The 20,626-nt window shown below is 63.2% G+C and carries 17 protein-coding genes and 2 pseudogenes; 7 read left to right on the plus strand and 12 right to left on the minus strand.

The window, feature by feature from the left end:
* Positions 1 to 419 precede the first annotated feature (419 nt).
* Complete coding sequence (locus tag IVB29_RS17060) at positions 420 to 1,310, plus strand: ABC transporter substrate-binding protein (RefSeq protein ID WP_247504536.1); 891 nt, start codon at positions 420 to 422, stop codon at positions 1,308 to 1,310.
* Positions 1,311 to 1,449: 139 nt separating this feature from the next.
* Here IVB29_RS17060 and IVB29_RS17065 read toward each other — a convergent pair whose 3' ends face one another.
* The 5 genes from IVB29_RS17065 to IVB29_RS17085 all read right to left on the minus strand — a co-directional run bounded on the left by IVB29_RS17065 (position 1,450) and on the right by IVB29_RS17085 (position 5,804).
* The gene (locus IVB29_RS17065; RefSeq protein WP_247504537.1) at positions 1,450 to 2,157 is read right to left on the minus strand and encodes a hypothetical protein; all 708 of its coding nucleotides are present in this window, start codon (positions 2,155 to 2,157) and stop codon (positions 1,450 to 1,452) included.
* On the minus strand, positions 2,154 to 2,585 hold the full coding sequence (locus tag IVB29_RS17070; RefSeq protein ID WP_247504538.1) for a thioesterase family protein: 432 nt from the start codon (positions 2,583 to 2,585) through the stop codon (positions 2,154 to 2,156). The genes IVB29_RS17065 and IVB29_RS17070 overlap by 4 nt, the downstream gene beginning before the upstream one ends.
* On the minus strand, positions 2,585 to 3,493 hold the full coding sequence (locus IVB29_RS17075) for a fumarylacetoacetate hydrolase family protein (protein ID WP_247504539.1): 909 nt from the start codon (positions 3,491 to 3,493) through the stop codon (positions 2,585 to 2,587). Before IVB29_RS17075 ends, IVB29_RS17070 begins: the two co-directional genes overlap by 1 nt.
* A 42-nt stretch (positions 3,494 to 3,535) precedes the next feature.
* On the minus strand, positions 3,536 to 4,642 hold the full coding sequence (locus tag IVB29_RS17080; protein WP_247504540.1) for a cupin domain-containing protein: 1,107 nt from the start codon (positions 4,640 to 4,642) through the stop codon (positions 3,536 to 3,538).
* A 145-nt stretch (positions 4,643 to 4,787) separates the two neighbouring features.
* Positions 4,788 to 5,804, minus strand: coding sequence for a carbon-nitrogen hydrolase family protein (locus IVB29_RS17085; RefSeq protein ID WP_247504541.1), 1,017 nt, complete (start codon positions 5,802 to 5,804; stop codon positions 4,788 to 4,790).
* Between the two features lie 126 nt (positions 5,805 to 5,930).
* On the opposite strand from IVB29_RS17085, the gene IVB29_RS17090 reads away from it, so the two are divergent.
* From IVB29_RS17090 to IVB29_RS17105, 4 genes are read left to right on the plus strand one after another with little or no spacing between them, the layout of a single operon-like run.
* Positions 5,931 to 8,090, plus strand: a complete 2,160-nt coding sequence (locus tag IVB29_RS17090) for an indolepyruvate ferredoxin oxidoreductase subunit alpha (RefSeq protein WP_247504542.1) — start codon at positions 5,931 to 5,933, stop codon at positions 8,088 to 8,090.
* A complete protein-coding gene (locus IVB29_RS17095; RefSeq protein WP_247504543.1) occupies positions 8,087 to 9,646 on the plus strand; it encodes an indolepyruvate oxidoreductase subunit beta family protein in 1,560 nt (519 codons plus the stop codon). The genes IVB29_RS17090 and IVB29_RS17095 overlap by 4 nt, the downstream gene beginning before the upstream one ends.
* Complete coding sequence (locus IVB29_RS17100) at positions 9,646 to 10,113, plus strand: MarR family transcriptional regulator (RefSeq protein WP_247504544.1); 468 nt, start codon at positions 9,646 to 9,648, stop codon at positions 10,111 to 10,113. Before IVB29_RS17095 ends, IVB29_RS17100 begins: the two co-directional genes overlap by 1 nt.
* Positions 10,114 to 10,139: 26 nt before the next feature.
* Positions 10,140 to 10,622 carry a MarR family winged helix-turn-helix transcriptional regulator gene (locus IVB29_RS17105; RefSeq protein WP_247504545.1) on the plus strand — a complete coding sequence of 161 codons (483 nt, stop codon included), beginning with the start codon at positions 10,140 to 10,142 and terminating at the stop codon, positions 10,620 to 10,622.
* Here IVB29_RS17105 and IVB29_RS17110 read toward each other — a convergent pair.
* Genes IVB29_RS17110 through IVB29_RS17130 form a run of 5 tightly spaced genes read right to left on the minus strand, consistent with a single transcriptional unit; the run spans position 10,619 to position 15,759 of the window.
* On the minus strand, positions 10,619 to 11,350 hold the full coding sequence (locus tag IVB29_RS17110) for an SDR family oxidoreductase (protein WP_247504546.1): 732 nt from the start codon (positions 11,348 to 11,350) through the stop codon (positions 10,619 to 10,621). The genes IVB29_RS17105 and IVB29_RS17110 overlap by 4 nt on opposite strands.
* A gap of 2 nt (positions 11,351 to 11,352) precedes the next feature.
* Positions 11,353 to 12,969, minus strand: a complete 1,617-nt coding sequence (locus IVB29_RS17115) for an ATP-dependent acyl-CoA ligase (protein WP_247504547.1) — start codon at positions 12,967 to 12,969, stop codon at positions 11,353 to 11,355.
* A gap of 7 nt (positions 12,970 to 12,976) precedes the next feature.
* The gene (locus tag IVB29_RS17120; RefSeq protein ID WP_247504548.1) at positions 12,977 to 13,453 is read right to left on the minus strand and encodes an aromatic-ring-hydroxylating dioxygenase subunit beta; all 477 of its coding nucleotides are present in this window, start codon (positions 13,451 to 13,453) and stop codon (positions 12,977 to 12,979) included.
* On the minus strand, positions 13,450 to 14,790 hold the full coding sequence (locus tag IVB29_RS17125) for an aromatic ring-hydroxylating dioxygenase subunit alpha (RefSeq protein ID WP_247504549.1): 1,341 nt from the start codon (positions 14,788 to 14,790) through the stop codon (positions 13,450 to 13,452). The genes IVB29_RS17120 and IVB29_RS17125 overlap by 4 nt, the downstream gene beginning before the upstream one ends.
* An 18-nt stretch (positions 14,791 to 14,808) precedes the next feature.
* Positions 14,809 to 15,759 carry a PDR/VanB family oxidoreductase gene (locus IVB29_RS17130; RefSeq protein WP_247504550.1) on the minus strand — a complete coding sequence of 317 codons (951 nt, stop codon included), beginning with the start codon at positions 15,757 to 15,759 and terminating at the stop codon, positions 14,809 to 14,811.
* A gap of 536 nt (positions 15,760 to 16,295) precedes the next feature.
* Between IVB29_RS17130 and IVB29_RS17135 the strand changes: the two are divergent.
* Positions 16,296 to 16,439, plus strand: a pseudogene (locus IVB29_RS17135) (HlyD family type I secretion periplasmic adaptor subunit); the annotation flags it as partial.
* Between the two features lie 24 nt (positions 16,440 to 16,463).
* Here the strand turns inward: IVB29_RS17135 and IVB29_RS17140 are convergent.
* Both IVB29_RS17140 and IVB29_RS17145 read right to left on the minus strand, forming a co-directional pair.
* Positions 16,464 to 18,031 (minus strand): annotated as a pseudogene (locus tag IVB29_RS17140) (GMC family oxidoreductase N-terminal domain-containing protein).
* Between the two features lie 75 nt (positions 18,032 to 18,106).
* A complete protein-coding gene (locus IVB29_RS17145; RefSeq protein ID WP_247505126.1) occupies positions 18,107 to 19,231 on the minus strand; it encodes a metallophosphoesterase in 1,125 nt (374 codons plus the stop codon).
* Between the two features lie 417 nt (positions 19,232 to 19,648).
* Here IVB29_RS17145 and IVB29_RS17150 point away from each other — a divergent pair, with 417 nt between their 5' ends.
* Positions 19,649 to 20,581: a tripartite tricarboxylate transporter substrate binding protein gene (locus IVB29_RS17150; protein WP_346731289.1), complete on the plus strand. Its 933-nt coding sequence runs from the start codon at positions 19,649 to 19,651 to the stop codon at positions 20,579 to 20,581.
* The last annotated feature ends 45 nt before the right edge of the window (positions 20,582 to 20,626 follow it).

Below are 20,626 nucleotides of genomic sequence, written 5' to 3' on the forward strand. Positions count from 1 at the left end.
AACACCCATTGGGAGCTTACGTGTCGTCCCGCCGGTCCCATTTCTGATTGGCCCCAACCCCAACTTTGATCGCCCACGGGCGGCATGATGGTCCAACGCTGCCTAAATGCCGATGGCCAAGTCGCCTGTTGGCCCATCACTGCCATTGACGCAGTGCGGCTACGTGTCGGTTCGCAGGGGTAGACCGGAAGTTTGCGGCTGAGCGCCAATCGACGCCTGTGACCCATTGCGGAAGTCAGGTCGATGGAGGCACACTCCTAGACCGTTGATAGCAAGAGGCTAGGTCACCTTCCAAGGGAGGGCACTTGATGCGTCGAAGAGCATTTATCGGCCTGGCTGCCACGGCAGCGCTTGGATTTGGAACGTCAGTTTGCGCGCAGACAAGGAGGAGCCCGCCGTTGATTGGCGTACTTGCTCCTATGAAAGAAGAGACCGAACTCGCAAGATTAAGGATTGCTGCGGTTCGTAGGGGCCTTACAGACGAAGGTTTTGTAGATGAGAAGAGCTACGCCCTCGCGCTGCGGTTTCTGGAAGGAGACTTCGGTCGCGTCGATCGGCTTGTTGAGGAGCTGGGCTCGCTTACGCCCCGAGTAGTCGTGATAGGCGCAATGGGAATTAGCGCGTTCCATAAACTCTATCCTGACACTCCGGTAGTATTCACCGGGATCGCCGCCGATCCGATCGCATTGGGTTGGGTCCAGAGCTATGCGCGTCCGGGAGGGATGCTGACTGGCAATGTCATGAACGCTGTTGGCGGCGAAGAAACAATGGCGCAAAAACGTCTCGGGTTCTTTAGGGAGCTGGTGCCGGACTTGAAGCGACTAGGCGTCATCGGCCCTGCGGCCGGGCCGTTGGCAACCAAGGAGAAAGATGCCCTCCACAAGGCCGCCGGGCAGTTCGGATTTGAGGTGCTGCACTACGATATCAAAACGGCTGACGATTTGGAGGGCGCCTTCGCCTCGGGGCTGCGCGATGACGTTAGCGGCTTTTACATCTCGGGCGAACCCCTTCTATTCGGGAACTTAGCGAGAGTAATGACTCTCGTAACAGGAGCGAAAAAGCCTACCTTTGGCGCTTACCCGGAATGGGGACGTGCGAGCCTCCTTATGTCGTATTCTACTGATCCTCTGGAGGGATATCGAAACGCTGGCGCCTACGCGGCGAAGATTTTGAAGGGAACCAAGCCTAGCGAGCTCCCTGTTCTGCAAGCAAGCAAGTTCGCTCTCGTGATCAACCAAAAAACCGCGAAGTCGCTTGGTATCATCGTGTCGCCGACGCTTTCGGCACTTGCCGATGAGGTCATCGAATAGAATAGGAGAGGTCCGATTCTGGCCCATTTCGGAAGTAACGTGACGCGTGACTTGAGTCCGAAATGAGCGCCAAAGCAGACATCTAGCGATCAATCCGCATTTGTCGGCTCGCGCCATATTCGTTCACGCTCTCGGCCCTCTAAGGCTTCGGCATAACCACCCGCGTCAGCATCGGAAAATGCTTGTTGCCGCCCGCAAACGGCGGGAATTTCACGAAGTCCGCGCGCATGCGCGTGATGACGTCGGAGCCGAGTGCGTGCGCCAGGGCTTGCGGGCTGTCGAACACCAGCTTGTTGCGCTGCATGTGCTCGACGCGGTTCGACGGCAGCCGGTCGACCCAGTCGATGCGGGTGTAGATCTCGATCTGGCGGACGTTGGGGAACGTTCGCATGATCGATGGATGGTGCTCCAGATAATGCAGGTTCCAGGCATTCATGTCGTCGGCAGGCCCGGGATAATGCACGAGATAGCTGCACGGCGTCACCGTGCCAGGCGCATGTGCGGCGTCGTCGACTGGAAACGAACGCGTCAGCATCATTTGGTGCGTGACGTCCAATCCCGCGAGGCTGGGCAAGCCAGTCCCCGCCGCAACACGTGCGAGAACTCCGCCGGCATCCGCGGCGGCCTCGCAGGCGAACAAATCGGCGAAGCGCAATTGAAGAGCGAACACGGGCCCCGCGCCGTCGCCCTTGTACGGATGATCGACACTGCTCTCCATCGGCGTGAACAGCAGCCCCTCGGTCATGTCGGGGATTGATCCGACCATTGCGGCGGCGGCCGCGAGATCGTCTGGGCGGATCCGCCGTTCGCCCGCCGGATCGGAAAATGTCATAAAGAGCGAGATCATGACACTGTCGCCTCCCCTCCGACTTGCAGATGCGCCACGAGAGCCGCGCGAACGTCATCGGGCCACGGAATGGCGCGGTGATCGACCAGCGAGGTCGCGGCAAGAATCTGGTGCGCGCGCCAGCGCACGCCATCGGCGCCCGAGATGACATGGCCCAGATGAAGCGACGATCCGCCGACCTTGCTGATGCCAAGCTCAAAGCTCAGGACGTCACCGAATTTCGACGGCCGCGAAAAATCGCAAGTCAGATGCACCGTCGGCGTCCCGATCTTCCGGATCGTGATCAGCTCCGGCCATGGGAAGCCGATGCCCGCCCAGAACTCCTCGACGACACCGTTGAGGATGTTCAGATAGGACGGGAAGTACGCAATCCCCGAAGGATCGCAGTCTCCGAAGCGCAGCTCGCGATCGAACGAGAACGATTTCATCAGATCGCGACGACCGGGTGCCTGATGACGCCGACACCGTCGACGCCGGCTTCCACGACGTCGCCGGGCCACAGCCATTCCTGCGGGCTCCTCCCTGCGCCGACGCCTTCGGGCGTTCCGGTCGCGATGATGTCGCCGGGCTCGAGCGTCATGCCCGACGAGATGTCGGCAATCAGGACCGGGATATCGAAGATCATGTATTTGGTGTTGGAGTCCTGCTTCATGATCCCGTTCTTGGTCAGCCACAGCCTGAGACCATGCGGATCGGGAATTTCGTCCGCAGTCACGATGCAGGGGCCGAACGGCGCGTAGGTGTCCATGCCCTTGGAGAAGATCCACTGGCCGGCGCGGCGATTGTCGCGCGCGGAGATGTCGATCATCACCGAATAGCCGAAGACGTGGTCCATGGCCTTCTCGGTCCTGACGCGCGTCGCGGTCTTGCCGATGATGACGGCGAGCTCGACCTCCCAGTCGAGCTGCTGCGTCATTTTTGCGTTGTGATGGATTGCGGCGCCGGGGCCGATCACCGATGTCGGCGGCTTCGAGAATACCACCGGCTGCTTCGGCAGCTCCTTGCTGGTATCGAGGCTCTTGGCGGATTCCGCGACATGCTCACGGTAGTTCAGACCGATGCCAAAGATGTTCTTGCGCGGGCGCGGGATCGGCGCCAGCAGCTTGACGTCCTCGACCGGAACGGCGGAGCCGGTTGGCAGGCGGCCGTTGACGCTCTCCAGACAATCCCGCAACGCCGGCAGCAAGGTCACGCTGTTGTCGATGAACGACAGCATGTCGCTCGGCCAGGCAAGGCCGCGCGCCGCGCCGAGGCGCTCGATGTCGACGACCAATCCGCTGACGAGAACGCCGAGGCGGGGCCCGCTGGAGCCCGTGGTGTAGGTGACAAGACGCATGGCAGCTTTGTCCGGCTCTTTCGATTGAGTTACGTGAAGATGTCAGGCGGCAACCGGCTGGTGGCCCGCATTGTCGCCATAGGCCTCCTCCCGGTAGAAGCCGAGGCCTTCGATGACGGGCAGGTCATTGAAGCAGAACAGGCAGGCATCCTCGCTCTGGGACGTATTGCCGTGCTCGTGCCAGGCCCAGGACGGCACGCAGAAGATGTCGCGCTCCTCCCAATTCAGACGCTTGCCGGCAATGATCGAGTAGCCGCTGCCCTTGGCGACCTGATAGAGGAAGCTGCCGGTGTGACGGTGCGACTTGGTCTTCTCGCCCGGCCGCAGCATTTGCATGCTGGCGCCGATCGTCTGCATCACATGTCCGCCGGTGACCGGATTGACGTAGTTCATCAAAATGCCGTCGTAGGGCGAGCCGTCGGTCGCGGCGGCGTATTTCTGCAAGGATTCGTAGGTCGGCTCCCACTCATATTTGAACATGGGGGAATAGCCCTTCGACCATGTCGAACCGGCCGGCCGCAGGCCGGGATTGCCCCAGGTCTTCGTCGTGCCGTCGACGGGATAGCCGGACGCCTCTTGCTGGATCTTCGGATGCACGGCGAAGAAATTGGCTTCCAATGCATTGACCAGCGGGATGTCGAGGCCGTCCTGCCAGATGCAGACCGAACCGTTGGCATCGACTCCGTGCTCATGCCAGGTGCCGTTCGGCGTGAGCACGAAGTCACGCGCCCCCAGCGTCATCTTGTGGCCATCGACGATGGTGTAGGCGCCCGCGCCTTCCATGATGAAACGTAGCGCGGAGGCCGAGTGGGCGTGCGCGGTGGCGACCTCGCCGGGATGCATCACCTGCAATCCCGAATAGAGCCAGCCCACCGCGGCCGAGACGTCGCGGCGGCCCGGATTGTTCAAATAGATCACCCGCCGTCCCGCCTTTTCCGGCGACACCAGCTCGACCGATCGCAGCACGTGCTCGCGCAGATCCTTGTAGCGCCAGAGCACAGGCACGGATGCCGATTGCGGCGCCCACGGCTCGATCTTGTTGGCGACCGTCCAGAGCGCACCGGCTTCGTACTTTTCGAGGTCCTTGTAATAGGCCTTGAGCTCGGGGGTGTCCTCGACATTGGCCCGGCCGATGATGTTTTCGCGCATGCTGTCCTCCAAGTCCTCAGCTCATGAAGTCCTGTCACGGCGTCGCGGGAGCGACGCGCGCCTCAAACCACGCGGGAGAGGGGGCGCACCTTCTTCGCGGCTCGACCTCATCTCATCATGTTTCAAGTCAGCGTATCCCAAACCATTATTCCGATCTGAGCGGGATCGGCGTGAAGCCCTGCTCGACCGCATCGCCCTCACCGTCCGCGAGACCCAGCGGCGTCTGTGGCCGGCGGTTGACCCGCAAACCGAAAATGTCGAACCGGTTGTAGTGCCCGACGATGTCGTGCATCTGCTTCGGCTGGATGCAGCGCTCCAGATCGATGTCGGCATAGACGATGCCTTCATCGTCGATCAGGGAGTCTCCGACCACGCGGCCATCAGGACCGATGATGCCCGAGAATGCGCTCGACTTGCGCTGCAGGCGCGCTCGCGCATCGGGGACGATTGTCTCCATCGCCGCAATGATCTCCTCCGAGACCGTCGAACAGGAGACGACCGTGAAAATCTTGCCTTCAAAAGAATGCGCCATCGCGCGCAGCTTGATCGCCTCCGCCATGTCGTAGTCGGGCGGCGCGACGGGAAGCGAGATGTAGCTTGCGACATGCACGAGCTCACCCTGGCCGAGCAGCGCAAAGCGCGCGAGCGTGTTGGTGTTTTCGCCGCACGCCAGCGCGCCGAGACGTCCGATCTCGGTATCATAGACGCGCAGGCTCGAACCGTCACCGCCGGTCCAGGTCAGCTTCTCTGCCCAGGTCGGCACCAGCTTGCGATGCTTGCCGAGCAGCGCGCCGTCCGGACCGATGAAGACCAGCGTGTTGTAGATCGCGCCCAGCGACACGGGGCTGCGCTCGTTGACGCCGAGCACGACGTAGCAGCCCGCATCGCGCGCTGCCTTGCGGACTATGTCGACCTCCGGACCCGGCACCAGCACCGACGCTTTCGCGAGCTTCTCGAACCACGCGCTGCCCGTAACGGGATCGGTGATCCAGTTCCAATAGGGATAGCCGGGAACGAACACCTCGGGGAACGCAACGAGCTTCGCGCCGTGGCTTGCGGCTTCGCGGACCAGTGACGCCGCCTTGTCGGCGGTCGCGCTCGGGTTGAGATAGACGGGGGAGGCCTGGACGGCGGCAGCTCTAAAGCGAGGCAGCTTCAGCATTGGCCTTACCCTGTCGCTGGCTCATGATCCGCTTTCAGAGCAGAGCTCCGAGGGCGTGATAGCATGGCGCGGCGTTGACTTACTTTACATGTAAACGTATGCTATCGCATATTTCTGGAGGGTGCAATGGCTGAACGTTCCTTTGCTCGCGAGGTCGAGGATCTCCGGCTCGGCGATGGCGACATTTTCCGCGGCGAAGGCATCCTCGCCATCACCAAAGCGCTGCTGCAATCGGGCGTCGCCTATGTCGGCGGATATCAGGGCTCGCCGATCTCGCATCTGATGGACGTGCTTGCGGATGCCAAGGACGTGCTCGACGATCTCGGCGTCGTGTTCCAGAGTTCGGCCAACGAAGCGGCAGCCGCCGCGATGTTGTCGGCCTCGGTGATGTATCCGCTGCGCGGCGCGGTGGCCTGGAAGTCCACGGTCGGCACCAACGTCGCTTCCGATGCACTCGCCAATCTCGCCTCGGGCGGCGTCACCGGCGGCACCATGATCATCGTCGGCGAGGATTATGGCGAGGGATCCTCGATCATGCAGGAGCGCACTCACGCTTTTGCGATGAAGTCGCAGATCTGGCTGCTCGACCCGCGCCCCGACCATGAATGCATCGTCAATCTGATCGAGAAGGGGTTTGAGCTCTCGGAAGTTTCGAACACCCCCGTGATGCTCGAGGTCCGCGTTCGCGCCTGCCACATGCATGGCAGCTTCGCCTGCAAGGACAACGTCAAGCCGGCGCACACCATCAAGGACGCGCTCAACAACCCGAAGCGCGACGTCAACCGCATCGTGCTGCCGCCGGCGGCCTACGAGCACGAGCAGGAGAAGATCAAGACGCGGATGCCCGCGGCTGTCAGCTTCGTCCGCGACAACAAATTGAACGAGTGGATGGGGCCGACGCAGGGCAAGGTCGGCATCGTCATGCAAGGCGGCATGTACAACAATGTGATCCGCGCGCTGCAATATCTCGGGCTGTCGGACGCCTACGGCAACACGCAAGTCCCGCTCTACGTCATGAACGTCACCTATCCCGTGATCGATACGGAGATCGCGGAGTTCTGCCTCGACAAGGAGGCCGTGCTGATCGTCGAAGAGGGCCAGCCGGAATATCTGGAGCAGGCGATCAACACGGTGCTGCGCCGCAGGGATATCCAGGCGCGCGTCCATGGCAAGGACGTGCTGCCGATGGGCGGCGACTACACGGCGCAGGTGCTGCTCGGCGGCGTCCGGGAATTTTTGGAAAAGACCGAGCCGCGGCTGCTGGGTAACCGGCCGCCGGCGCCTGACGCTGCGCCCGTGCTCAATCATCCGGCCATCGAAAAACTCAAGCAGGTCGTGCCGGCGCGCCCGCCCGGGCTCTGCACCGGCTGCCCGGAGCGGCCGATCTTCGCGGCGATGAAGCTCGTCGAGGAAGAACTCGGCCAGCATCACGTCTCGGCCGACATCGGCTGCCATCTGTTTTCGATCCTGCCGCCGTTCAACATCGGCGCGACCACCATGGGTTTTGGCCTCGGCCCGGCCTCGACCTCGGCCTTCAACGTCAAGGCCGACAAGCGCTCGATCGCCGTGATGGGCGACGGCGGCTTCTGGCACAACGGCCTGACCAGCGGCATCGGCAATGCCGTCTTCAACAAGCATGACGGCGTCTTCGTCATCGTCGACAATTACTACACCTCGGCGACCGGCGGTCAGGACATCCTGTCGTCGCGCGCGACCAATAAGCGGCGCAAGACCAACAACTCGATCACGCAGGCGGTGAAGGGCATCGGCGGCCAATGGGTCCGTCAGCTCGACCGCACCTATGATGTCGGCAAGATGCGCGACACGCTGAAGGAAGCGCTGACGACCAAGGAGGAAGGTCCCAAGGTCATCGTCGCCTCCTCCGAATGCATGCTGAACAAGCAGCGCCGCGTGAAGCCGCAGATCAACAAGGCGATCAAGGACGGCGTGCGCATCGTCAAGGAACGGTTCGGCGTCGACGAGGACGTCTGCACCGGCGACCATGCCTGCATCCGGTTGTCCGGCTGCCCGTCGCTCTCGGTCAAACAGCTCGACGATCCCCTGCGCGACGATCCGGTCGCAGCGATCGACAATACCTGCGTCGGGTGCGGCAATTGCGGCGAGGTCGCCGAGGCCGCCGTGCTGTGCCCGTCGTTCTATCGCGCCGACGTCATTCACAATCCGAGCCGATGGGACAAGTTCAGATCTGAGGTCACGATGTCCGTGATCGGCTGGCTGCAACGGCGGCGCGCCCGAAGGCGTCCTGCGCTCGAGGCGCTGGCATGAGAGACGAGACGGTAAAGCTGGCGCTGCCCGCGGCGGGCGATGCGACCGAACGGCCGATCTCGATCGCGATCGTCGCGATGGGCGGCCAGGGCGGCGGCGTCCTCACCGACTGGATCGTGCAGCTCGCCGAGAACCATGGCTGGGCCGCGCAATCGACCTCGGTCCCCGGTGTCGCCCAGCGCACCGGCGCCACGATCTACTACATCGAGGCGATGCCGCTGCTCGACGGCCGCAAGCCGATCCTGTCGCTGATGCCGACGCCCGGCGATGTCGACGTGGTGATGGCCGCGGAATTCATGGAGGCCGGCCGCTCGATCCTGCGCGGCCTGGTGACGCCGGAGCGCACGACGCTGATCGCGTCCAACCATCGGTCGCTTGCGATCGGCGAGAAGATCGCGCCGGGCAACGGCATTGCCGACGACGGCGCGGTGACGGGTGCGATCGGAATTGCCGCCAAGACCGAGATCATCTTCGACCTCAATGCGCTGGCGATCGCGCATGGCAGCGTCATCTCGGCGGCGATGTTCGGTGCGCTGGCCGCGGCCAACGTGCTGCCGTTCAGCCGCGAAAACTATCTCGACGTGATCCGCGCCGGCGGCAAGGGCGCAAAGGCCAGCATCGAGACCTTTGACGCCGCCTTCGACCGCGTCAAGACCGGGCCTGCGGAGGTTGCGGTACCGGTGCAGCCGGTACAGGCCAGCGCAACGCCGACGCCGCTCGATCCGCAGCTCGGCGGACTTGTCGCGCGGCTGACGCAGGAATTGCCCGAGCCGGCGCAGGCGATGGCGCGTGCCGGCCTGAGGAAAGTGGTCGACTTCCAGGATGTCGCTTATGGCAGCGAATATCTCGACATCCTCCGCAAGCTATCCAGTGCCGACCGCAACTCCGGTGGCGCCGACAAGGGCTACGCCTTCACGCAGGCCGCCGCAAAACATCTCGCCAACGCGATGAGCTATGACGACGTCATCCGCGTCGCCGACCTCAAGACCCGCGCCAGCCGTCGCACGCGGATCGAGAGCGAGCTGGAGCTGTCGCAAAACCAGGTGCTGCACACCACCGAGTTCATGCATCCGCGCATGGAAGAGGTCATGGGCATGCTGCCGGCAGGCTTCGGCCGCTGGCTTGGTGCGAAGCCTCGCCTGCTCGGCTGGCTCGATCGCCGCGTCAACAAGGGTCGCCGGGTGCGGACCTATTCACTGCCCTGGTTCCTCGCGCTCTATGTGGTGGGGGGCTTGCGCGGCCTGCGGCGCCGCTCGCTGCGTCATGCGGTCGAGACTGATCATCGCGACCAATGGCTCAAGGACGCGACCGAAGCGGTCGGCACCAACTACCAGCTCGGTGTCGAAATCCTGCAATGCCGCCGGCTGGTGAAGGGCTATTCCGATACCCACAGCCGCGGGCTGTCGAAATTCGACAAAACGCTGGCTGCGATCAAGCTGGTGGAGCGGCGCGACGATGCCGCCGACTGGGCACGGCGGCTGCGGGAGGCGGCGCTAAAGGACGGCCCGGGCAAGGAGCTCGACGGCGTGATCCAGACCATCAAGAGTTTTGCGTGATGCCGGCAGCACTCAAAGAGAACATTGGTCCCGCCTATGGGCAGATCGAAACCCGGCTCTGGCTTCAGCTGCTGTCGCTGCATGGCGAGATTTTCGCGTCGCTGAATGCGATGCTGGGCGCGGAGTTCGGACTGTCGCTGGCGAAGTTCGACGTGCTGGCCCAGCTCGACCGTTACCCGGACGGATTGGCGCTCGGGCAGCTGTCGCAGAATCTAAAGGTCTCCGGCGGCAACGTCTCGGGGCTGGTGCAGCGCCTGCTGGCGGACGATCTCATCAGCAAGGAAATGTCGAGCGAGGACCGGCGCTCGTTCATCGTGCGCCTGACATCCAAGGGCGAGCAGCTGTTCCGGAGGGCAGCCGAAATCCATAAAAAGCATCTCAGCAAACGGCTGGAGAACATTCCGGCCCGGGAGCTGGACGCTGCATTATCGGTACTGCGCTCCCTCTCCTCGAAACTTCGCCCCTGAAGCAAGAAGTAAAGACGCAAAAGATAATGGCCAAAGATTCCAAGAGCAGGTGGAAATCGGGTCCGCCCCGGACGAGAGAGCAGCTGCAAGGCTACATCCCGTATCTGTTCAACCGGCTCGCCAATCGCTGGAACCTGGACCAGAACCGCGATCTCACCGAGCACGGCATCAACAATGTCGTGTTTCGAACGCTGTCGGTGCTGTTCATCTACAAGAGCCTGACCGTCAACGAGATCTCCGTTCTCGCCGTCACCGAGCAGTCGACCGCGAGCCGCATGGTCGAATCCATGGTGTCGTCGGGCCTCGTGATGCGCGAGATCGCGGAGGAAGACCAGCGGCGCCGGGTGGTGGCGCTGACGGCGGACGGCGAAGCGCTGCTGCGCAAGATCTGGCCGATCATGGCGACCAACTACGACCGGCTGATCGCAGGCATCGACCCCGACGAGATCGAAATCTGCGGCCGCGTGCTTGCGAAGATGGTCGAGAATATCAGGCAGAACCAGATCTAGCTCGGACCGAGCCCGACGAGGCTGGTGCCGCCGCAGACATAGAGCACCTGGCCGGTGACGAAATCGGAGCGCTCGTCGAGGAAGAACTCGATCGCGTGGGCGACATCCTCGCGCGAGCCGAGCCGGCCGACGGGCACATTGCGCGCCATCCGCTCCTGCTGCTCCGAGCCCTTCGGAATGATGCCCCAGAAATTGTCGGTGAGGATCGGCCCGGGTGCGACGACGTTCACGGTGATGCCGCTTGCGGCGAGCTCCAGCGCCCAGGTCCGCGCCATGCCGTGCACGCCGGCCTTGGTCGCCGAATAGGCCGAGCGTGTCGCAGCCCCCATCGCCGCGCGGGAGGAGACGAACACGACGCGGCCGAAACGGCGCGCGCGCATCCCCTCCATCGCAGCCTGGGTCAGCAGCATCGGCGCGCCCAGATGCAGCTGCGCGAGAGTCAGGATGTCCTCGGGTTTTGCATCTTGCAGCAGGTTCGGCAGGATGATGCCGGCATTGTGCACGAGGCGATCGATGGCGTGGTCCCTGCATATCTCTTGCGCGATCGCGCGGGTTTCCTCGATATCGGTCAGGTCGGCGCAATAAGCGGCGAGCAGATCATGGGTCCAGCCCGGCTTCTCCAGCCCGACCGAGACGACGCGCTGGCCTTTCTGGACGAGCCGCTTCGCGAGCGCTTCACCGATTCCCGAATTGCCGCCGGTGACGAGTGTGGTGCGGATCTGGCTCATGATCAGACTTGCCGCCGCTTGAGGTCGCGCAGGTCGAAGAACGCGCCCTCGCCCATCAGCTTCGCCACGTAATCCTTGAGACCACCGCGCTGGATCTTTTCCGTCGCCGTCAGCGGCAGGCTGTCGACAAAACAGATCCAGCCCGGCGCCTTGTAATAGGCCATCTGCTGCAGGCTCCAGCGCACGATGTCTTCGGCAAGCTGGCGATCGGCGCCGGCCTGCTCGGCGATGATGACGGCGGCGACCTCGTCGCCGCGCACCTGATCGGGTGTTGCCGCAACCGCGGCCTGCCGGATCGCGGGATGGCGATTGAGGACGGACTCGACCTCGACCGCGGCGATGTTCTCGCCGGAGCGGCGGATGACGTTTTTCTTGCGGTCGACGAAATGCAAATCGCCATCCGCATCGCGCGAGACGATGTCGCCGGTGTGGAGCCAGCCGCCGTCCCAGGCCTCAGCGGTGGCTTGCGGATTTTTCAGATATTGGCGGAAGAAGCCGTAGCGCGGGTCCGCGCCAGCCCGCCGCACCAGCAGCTCGCCCGGCATGTCCACCGGCGCATCATTGCCGCTCTCCTCGACGATGCGGATGTCGACCTCGAGCGCGGGCCGGCCAAAGCAGCTGGTGCCGATCTTGCGCGGCTCGACATTGGCGGCGATCACGCCGCCGCTGCCGGTCTCGGTCATCGCCCAGGCTTCGATCAGGGGAAAGCCGAACCGCTGTTCGAAGGGCGCGTGCAGCAGCTTGTCCACGCCGGCGCCGAAGCCGAACCGCACGGCATGGGCCCTGTCCTGCTCTGTTTCGGGTGCGCTCATCAGCATCGAGGGCATCACGCCGAGATAATGCAGACAGGTCGCGCGGCTGTCGCGTACGGAGGCCCACCAGCTGCGCGGATGGAAGCGATCGAGCATGGTCAGGCAGCCGCCGACCGACAGCATCGCCATCAGCGAGACCGCCATCGCGTTCATATGGAACAGCGGCAGCGGCGTGATCATACGCTCGCCCTCGGCCTTCAGCCCGCACAGCCCGCCGACGTCGCGATACCAGTTTCCGGAGTGCAGGAAATAAGTGTTGGTGAGCACGCAGCCCTTGGGCTGCCCGGTCGTCCCTGATGTGTACAGCAGCGCGCATTCAGTCGCGCCGTCGCCAGCCGCCGCAACCAGCGCGCCGCCGAAGGGTGGGGGAACCTCGTCCGTGTCAGTCACGACTGCAATGGCGCGGCCGGCCTGATGCGCCGCCGTCTCGACCTCGGCGCGCCGCTCCGCGAGCACGAAGGCCGCATTCATTTCGGAATGGGAAATGATGTATTCGAGCTCGCTCATCCGCAAATCAGGGTTGATCGGCACGACGGAGACGCCGAGCGCGTTCAGCGCGAACCACAGCTCGATGAACACCGGCCGGTTCTGGAGCAGAAGCCCGACCCGGTGACCTTCGCCATAGCCCTGGCGCGCGAACGCTGATCGCCAGTGCCCGATCCGCTCGAGCATGGCGCGATAGGAGATTTCGCCCGCCGTGATGCCGTAGATCCCGGCGATCTCCGGCAGGACGTTGAGGAAGCCCGCCTCGCCTTGGCGGAGGGCGGTTTCGCGAAAGCGCGCGTAAACGGTGGTCGCAGTGGTCAAGGCATTCTCACATGAAAAGCTGGATGTTGCCGAACGGCGCATCGAAATTGACGAGATCGACGCGCTTGAGCTTGATCTTCAGGCTGTCGCCGATTTGGACGAGATCGTGCGAGGCCCATCCGGAAAAACGCTCCAGCAGGTCACCACGCGTCTCGGTATAAATGTAGGAGGTTCGCGCCTTGAACAATCCGGTCGCGCTATCGCACGCGACGATCTGTGGCGCCTGGAGCAGATGGTGACATCGGCTTTTCGGCTTCTGACTAAAAGTCCGCTCGCCGGCGAGGCGCTCGACCCGCACTTTCAACAGCAGCAGATCCTCGTACATCAGGGACGGCTGGAGCACCGGGTCCTGCTGTTGCCATTCGAGCGGCATCCAGTAACGCCCTTCGGGATGAAACAAATCGAGCCAGGCCTGCCACTGCATCGTATCGAGCAGATCGGCCTCGCGATAGATGAAGTCCGTGATGGTCTTCTCGGTGATCATTCCGCGGCCTCGACGCGCTTGTCCATGTCGATGGTCATGAACTTGGCCCAGGCATGAAACTGGTTCCGCATCTGCCGTTCGGAGGTGCCGTTGATGACGGCAGTGACGTCCGCCTGCTCACCGGCCTCGTAGAGCCGCTGCAGATTGACCCATTGATTGCCGTTCGACTTCAGCCCTTCCTGGGCGCGCTCGTACATTTCGAGATCGTCGTGGCCGACGATCGAGGTCGGCGCGTTGATGAAGCGGTTGTACATCAGCGCACGTTCGTAGAGCTTGTCGGGCGCGCCGACCAGGCGATAGACCCAGCTCTCGACCAGCGTCTTGTCGACCGCGATCGGAATGAAGTTGCGCAGGATCGCGACGGCCCCCTTCACCATGATGTTGGGAAAATACACGGTGTTGTGCCTGACATCACCGAGGATCTCGTGCGCGCGCGTCTCGCCATAGGCCGCGACCATCTGGCCGAGATAGCCTTCGATGTCCGAATAGTTCGAATGGATGGAGTTGGCGACGCCGGTATGGCCGTGGCCGTTCGGCCAGATCCGGATGCCGCTTTGTTCGTAAAACTCGTACGGGCTCATGAAGGGACCGTAGAGCTGCACCGCCATCGGCGTTTCCGTGGAGGAGCCCTGCTCGCGCTTCCAGACCATGACCGCGGTACCGGCCGAGCTCTCATGCGCCACCATCGGGTGGCAGGTGTCGGTCTGGTTCTCGACCAGCATCTTCCAATTGCAGGTGTGCATGTAACGGATCGGCGCCGCGACGACCGCGAGCTTCCCCTCCGGCGAGCGGTCGACCATGTTGTCGATGGTCGACAGGCTCTCGCCGAAATAGTCCGCGAAGGAAACGCCGTTGTCGTTCAGCTGCGCGAAGATGAAATCGCGGTAGACGACGACGTTCCTGATCTTCGACAGCCCCTCATTGGCCTGCGCATCGCCGAACCCGGTCCCCTCGTAGCCCTTCTTCAGGGGAATCGCGAGCAGCGAGCCGTCGGTCTTGAACGACCAGGCATGATAGGGACAGCGGAAGAATTTTCCGGTGTTGCCGCAGGGTTCGGACGCGATCTTCACGCCCTTGTGCGGGCAGCGATTGTAGAACACGTGGATCGCGCCGTCGGTATGACGGCTCGCCAGCACCGGCTGCCGGCCGATATTGGCGGTGATGAAATCGCCGGGCTTCGATAGCTGGCTCGCGTGCCCGATATAGATCCAGCTGTTGGGGAACAGATGCTCCATCTCGAGCTCGAATATCTCGGGGTCGACATAGACGTCGCGATGCACCTCGGTGTCTCGCACCAGCGCCTCGACCGCAAAGGCATTATTCCGGTATCTGTCCATGACGCCCCTTGCTTCTCGCTAAAGATCCAACACCAGCCGCTGCGATTTCGCCCGCGACACGCAGATCTGCATGACTGTGTTGGACGCCTTCTCGTCGTCGCTGAGAATGACGTCGCGATGATCGGGAATGCCTGCGATCACGCCGCACTGGCAGATGCCGCAATCGCCGCGCTGGCAGTCGTAGAGAACGTCGAAACCCGCCGCCTCCAGCGCCTGGATGATGGTCTGGCCGGCCGCGACGGTGACGACCTGCCCGCTCGACTTGAGCTCGACCTCGAACGGCGCGTCAGGCACGCCCGGCTGCTCCGCCTTGAAGAGCTCATAGTGGACGTGGTCCGGCGCAACGCCCCTGGCCAGCGCCGCGGTCTTCACCGCGTCGATCATGCCCGCGGGGCCGCAGACGTAGATGTGGCAGCCGACCGGCACATCGCCGAGTGCCGCCGCAAGATCCAGGCGGGAGGCGTCGTCATCATGATGGATGGAGAGGCTGTCCGCGCAGATCTCCTGCAATTGCGGCAGGAACGCCAGCATGCCGCGCGCGCGGCCCGCATAATGCAGACGATATGGGTTGCCGCGGGCCTTCAGCTCGGCCGCCATCGACAGGATGGGCGTGACGCCGATGCCGCCGGCAAACAGCAGCGCCGGTGACGCCTCCTTGTGCAGATGGAAATTGTTGACCGGTGCGGTGGCCCTCACGACGTCGCCGACCTTCAGCGCGTGCATGAACTGCGAGCCTCCGGTCGAGGCTTGCTCACGCAGGACGCCAAGCGCCAGAGCGCCGTCGGGAAGCCCCGGCAAGGCCATCAGCGAATACGGCCGGTCGCCTCCGTCAGGGAGTGCCACGCGAACATGTGCGCCCGCCTGCCATCGCGGCGCGACACCGCCCTCCACGTCAAACACAAGGCTCCGCACCAGCGGGGTCTCCGCGCTGCACGATCTCACCTTGAATTTGAGCGGATGCGTGTCCAAGGGCATCTCACAATTATATGTATTTGCATATTTTTAGACATGTAATAATTGCCTGTCAATCGCCGGATCGAGGCGCGTGTCGCGGCCCGTGGCGCGCGTGCGTCCCCCCAGGGCTTGCTTCGCCTATCCCGCAAGCGGGAGAGGGAGCCCGGTACCGATGCCGCCGCATCGTGCACTCCATATGAGCGAGACCGACGACGATCGCACCATCATCGTAATGTGGCATATCTCGCGTTTCGGTCACGAACGTTCACCGTCGCCTGGTATCAAACTGTTGCAATTGTGTATTATTACTTCGCTAGAGAGATAACGTGTCGCCGCGGAGGGGCGGTGCCTGGCCTGGCCGACGCATCGGCCGAGATCCAGGCCGGTTGAGAGCCCCGCAGACGTGGTGGGATGGGGCAGCACCAAAATCAAGGCGGTGCGTCATCACCTGCTCGCAGACCCCAAGCTTCACGATCGCCTGCTCGGCGTGGTCCTGAACAAGGCGGACCTGAGAGCTCTGGAAAAGTTCGAGCAGCCAATAGCCCGGCCCCCAGATGGACATCGACGGACGGACGGTCAACCTCACACCGGGCATGGCGGTGACGGTGGAGATCAAGACCGGCTCCCGCCACATCATCTCCTACGTGCTCTCGCCGCTGGTCCGCTATAGCCAGGAGAGCCTGCGCGAGCGGTGAGCTTTCAGATCGAGCCCATACCTTTTATCTCGCGCCCTTCAACCGGTCTGCCATGCGCTCCGCGATCGCGACCGTCGTCAGATGGGTGTTGGCGCGCGGGACCTCCGGCATGATCGAGGCATCGATCACGCGCAACCCCGTGCATCCGATCACCCGGCATTCGTGATCGACGACCGAGCGCGCGTCATCAGGCGCGCCCATCCGGCAGGTGCCGCTGGCGTGCTGCGCGTCGCTGCACTCGGCGAACAGCCAGTCATCCAGCTCTGCGTCGCTGAACGGCTCGTCCATGGAGCGTCCGCTCGCGCCATAGTCGACGCGGCCAGCGATATCGGTCACTGCAGGCTGCAGACAGATATCACGCAGCCGGCGGACGCCGTCGCGCATGCGCAGGAGATCGCGAGGGTCGGACAGCATGCGTTCCTCGACTTCAGGATCGACCTCGGGGTCAACAGTCACGATGCGGACGTGGCCCTGGCTGAAGGCCTGATAGACAGACACGGCGATGCGACCCAGCGCGACTTCAGCCATCGATTGCCGTGAACGGGCGAGATTTCCGGCGATCATGATCATGTCGTTGTCGCCAGCGTCTGCGACGCCGGACGAATAGCGCAGGCAGCAATTGGTGTGCCGGTGCATCAGGGTGTTCACCTGGCTGCCTTCGCGCAAATGCAGCAGTGCGTTGACGATCGGATGGTCGAGCAGATTCTCGCCCACCGGCAAGTCCGCGCGGATGGGGATGCCGAGCTTCTCCAGCAGGGCGGCGGCCCAATGCCGGAGCGTTGCAGGATGGCCGGCGAATGGATGGCGCCGGCGCAGAGGATCACCTCACGTGTCGCGCGGGGCATGAAGGATTGGCCGTTCACCAGGACCCGGACGCCGCTGGCGTGCAGCCGGTTGCCTTCGAAGGTGATGGTGTCGACCAGAGCATGACCGACGATGTCGAGGTTGGCGCGACCGCGCGCCGGCTCCAGATAGCCGTCATTGGTGGAGATCCGTAAGCCAGACTCGCTGTTGATGGCATAGGGCGAGACGCCGGTGCCACCAGGCGCGTTGTGATCCTCACACCAGCCATAGCCGAGGCCGAGCGCCGAGGAGCGCAGCGCCCGGTCGACATTGCCCCAGTCCGGGATCGGAGCGCGATACACCGGGATCGGACCACGATCACCATGATAGGGTGCGTCGGGGAAATTCTTGTCCGTTTCGAGCTTGCAGAAATAAGGCAGCATCTCGTCCCATGACCAGCCAATGCAGCCCGCGGCGGCCCAGCGGTCGATGTCGTCGGGCACGGCGCGGATCGCGATCTGGCCATTGATGGTCGAGCTGCCGCCCATGGCGCGGCCGCGCCAGAGCAGCAGCGGCTGCTGCCGTTCGGTGCGTCGCGCCAACAGTTTTGGCCAGCGGAAGTCGTCATCACCTATGGCGCGCATCGGGTTCGGAATGCGGATGTGTTCCGGTGTCGTCGCGGTGCGGAGATCCTGCCCGGCCTCGAGCAGCAGCACACGATGCGCGGGGTCTTCGCTCAGACGTGCCGCCAGCGTCGCTCCGGCGGAACCGCCGCCGATGATGATCGTGTCGTATTCCTGTTCAATCACGTCTGGCTACATCCCCTGATCGCTCTTCCGACATTCTCCCGAACACCGGCGCTGCCATCGCCGGCCGTCACGCGGTCAGCTGGGTCCCGCCCGACGCAATGTAATCCGCGTCAACTCGGATGGACGCCCCAGCCGCATCGCGAATCCTGGCCACAGCGCAGTGCCATTGTTCACGTAGAGCGTCATCCCGTCGACGTCGTACCGGCCCGAGACGAAGCCGGCGTTCGCGGGTGCGGCCAGCCGGTCTAAACCCACGATCAATCCGCCGTGCGTATGTCCGGACAATTGCAGGGCTACGCCGAGTTTGGCGGCGTGCCGCGCATCGGCCGGCTGGTGGTCAAGCAGGATGACCGGGGCGTCTTTCGGTGCACCTTCAAGCACTGCAGCAAGATCGCGGACGTGATGTCCTCTATGGCGCGTCGCCCGGTCGGTGATGCCAGCCATGACCAGCTTGCCGCCATTGCGATCGAGAACGATGTGCCTATTCTCGAGCAAAAGCAGCCCCAACGCGGCAAAGTGCGCCATCCACGTACTATAGCCGAAGATGTATTCGTGATTGCCGGAGATCACATAGACTCCATCCGTTGCCCTCAAATCCCGCAACGGCTCGATGTCGGCGCGTCGCGCATCGAGCGTGCCGTCGATCAGGTCTCCGGTAATCGCGATCAGGTCCACGCCGAGCTTGTTCGATCGCTCGACGAGCGTGCGCGCCCAGGAAGCGGGAAACAACCGGCTGATGTGAAGATCGGTCAGTTGCAAAATGGTGTATCCGTCAAATTGCGGCGGAAGTCCATGGATCTCGATTTCAATGTCCTTCAGCGGCGGAATTCGCATGGCCTGATGGACGCCGATCGCGGCCGCGACGGCGGCCAGCGCAGCCAGTCCGTAGCGGACGTCGTCGGGCACACTCACGACGCCACCATTGAACGGGATTGCGAGCAAAAGCCCCACATCGAGCGCCAATTGCAGCAACGCCAGCAGGACGACCGCGCCGAACGCCCAGTTGAAGAGGGCGACCACCGGACGTGGAAACTCGGGAGAAAATACGGAGCCCGATGAGAGCTTGCTCCACCGGTGAAACTGCAATGCGACCAATGCGAGCGCAGCCGCCACGATCTTGACCCACAGCGGCAAATTGATCGGCCATAAGAAGCGGGTCAGGATCAGCAGATAGATCAGGCCGAATGTGAGTTGGGGAATCGGTCTTCTCCGCGACAGACTGGTACCGCCTTCTTACACAAAGCCCGGCCCGATCTCGACTCGAATAGCCTCAGTGGCTTGCTTTACAGGCTGGATTCAAGACGCCGCCGGCTGGTGACTTGCCCCCGTCGCCCGATCTGGGCCGGGAGCTCGTCAGGCGTCCCCTTGGACGTTTTTTCTCACGATCGCGTATCGGACAGAAGCAATCCACCAGCGACCGACGCGCATTCGCAACGCGGTTCCATTGCCGCGAGTTCGGCCGAATAGCATCTATGGGGTGCTTTCCGTGGCGAGTTTTGCCAGCGACGTTCCGGCGAAAGGGACGCGTGGCCGATTTGCCTGACATCACCGAGGATACTTGCTGTGCGCTTCGTCCGACCTCTTCGCTTCTTCGCCGCATCCGTTTTGACCGCATCAGTGCTCTTGAGCTCGAGCGGCGCGATCGCCGGTGCCTGGCCGAACCACACCATCAAGCTGGTCGTGCCGTTTCCTCCTGGCGGCGCCGCCGATACCGTCGCTCGCGTTTACGCCGACAAACTGAGCGAAGCGCTCAAGCAGCCCGTTGTGATCGAGAACAAGGCCGGCGCAGGCACCGCAATTGCGGCCGAAGCCGTCGCCGGCGCGGATCCCGACGGCTATACGTTATCCCTGGCTCCCGCCGGCCAGCTCACGATCCTGCCGCACATCAACAAGGAGATCAGGTACGATCCCTTCAAGAGCTTCGCGCCGGTATCGAACCTGGCGACGGTCCCCTACGTGCTGGCAGCCAGCCCGGACACGCCGGTCTCGACCGCCATGGAGCTCATCGCCGTGGCGAACAAGGATCCCGGCAAGCTGACCTATTCGTCCTGCGGTCCCGGAACGCTCTGCCATCTGAGCGGCGAGCTCTTTCAAAGCCAAACCGGAACGAAGCTGCTGCACGTGCCGTTCAGGGGCAGCGCACCGGCGGTGAACGCCCTGTTGGGCGACGTCGTCAATCTGTCGTTCGACACGCTCACCGTGCTTGCGCCGCAAATCCGCGACGGCAAGATTAAAGGCCTCCTCGTCACCAGCCGCGAGCGGTCGCCGCAGCTTCCCGACGTCCCAACCGCTGCCGAAGCCGGCGTATCGGACTTCGTCGTCGATTCCTGGTTCGGCCTGGTCGCACCCGCAGGTACTCCGACTGAAATCATCCAGCGCTTGAATGCCGAGATCGTCCGTATCGGAGCCCAACCCGATGTTCGAGCTCGCCTGGAGGCTCAGGGGCTGCTTGTGACCACCTCGACGCCCGAGGGGTTCATGAACACCGTCAAGGCCGACTACGACCGCTGGGGCAAGCTCATCAAAGATTCCGGAGTCGAAGTCTTTTGAAGGCTGCAGGGTTTTGGGATGGTGGGCGCACCGGGGCTCGAACCT

Source organism: Bradyrhizobium sp. 1 (genome assembly GCF_023073315.1).
Classification (GTDB): domain Bacteria; phylum Pseudomonadota; class Alphaproteobacteria; order Rhizobiales; family Xanthobacteraceae; genus Bradyrhizobium.

Excerpts from the sequence above, each read along its gene's own strand:
- IVB29_RS17060 (WP_247504536.1), top strand. The coding sequence starts at position 420 with ATGAAAGAAGAGACCGAACTCGCAAGATTAAGGATTGCTGCGGTTCGT.
- IVB29_RS17065 (WP_247504537.1), bottom strand. The coding sequence starts at position 2,157 with ATGATCTCGCTCTTTATGACATTTTCCGATCCGGCGGGCGAACGGCGG.
- IVB29_RS17070 (WP_247504538.1), bottom strand. The coding sequence starts at position 2,585 with ATGAAATCGTTCTCGTTCGATCGCGAGCTGCGCTTCGGAGACTGCGAT.
- IVB29_RS17075 (WP_247504539.1), bottom strand. The coding sequence starts at position 3,493 with ATGCGTCTTGTCACCTACACCACGGGCTCCAGCGGGCCCCGCCTCGGC.
- IVB29_RS17080 (WP_247504540.1), bottom strand. The coding sequence starts at position 4,642 with ATGCGCGAAAACATCATCGGCCGGGCCAATGTCGAGGACACCCCCGAG.
- IVB29_RS17085 (WP_247504541.1), bottom strand. The coding sequence starts at position 5,804 with ATGCTGAAGCTGCCTCGCTTTAGAGCTGCCGCCGTCCAGGCCTCCCCC.
- IVB29_RS17090 (WP_247504542.1), top strand. The coding sequence starts at position 5,931 with ATGGCTGAACGTTCCTTTGCTCGCGAGGTCGAGGATCTCCGGCTCGGC.
- IVB29_RS17095 (WP_247504543.1), top strand. The coding sequence starts at position 8,087 with ATGAGAGACGAGACGGTAAAGCTGGCGCTGCCCGCGGCGGGCGATGCG.
- IVB29_RS17100 (WP_247504544.1), top strand. The coding sequence starts at position 9,646 with ATGCCGGCAGCACTCAAAGAGAACATTGGTCCCGCCTATGGGCAGATC.
- IVB29_RS17105 (WP_247504545.1), top strand. The coding sequence starts at position 10,140 with ATGGCCAAAGATTCCAAGAGCAGGTGGAAATCGGGTCCGCCCCGGACG.
- IVB29_RS17110 (WP_247504546.1), bottom strand. The coding sequence starts at position 11,350 with ATGAGCCAGATCCGCACCACACTCGTCACCGGCGGCAATTCGGGAATC.
- IVB29_RS17120 (WP_247504548.1), bottom strand. The coding sequence starts at position 13,453 with ATGATCACCGAGAAGACCATCACGGACTTCATCTATCGCGAGGCCGAT.
- IVB29_RS17125 (WP_247504549.1), bottom strand. The coding sequence starts at position 14,790 with ATGGACAGATACCGGAATAATGCCTTTGCGGTCGAGGCGCTGGTGCGA.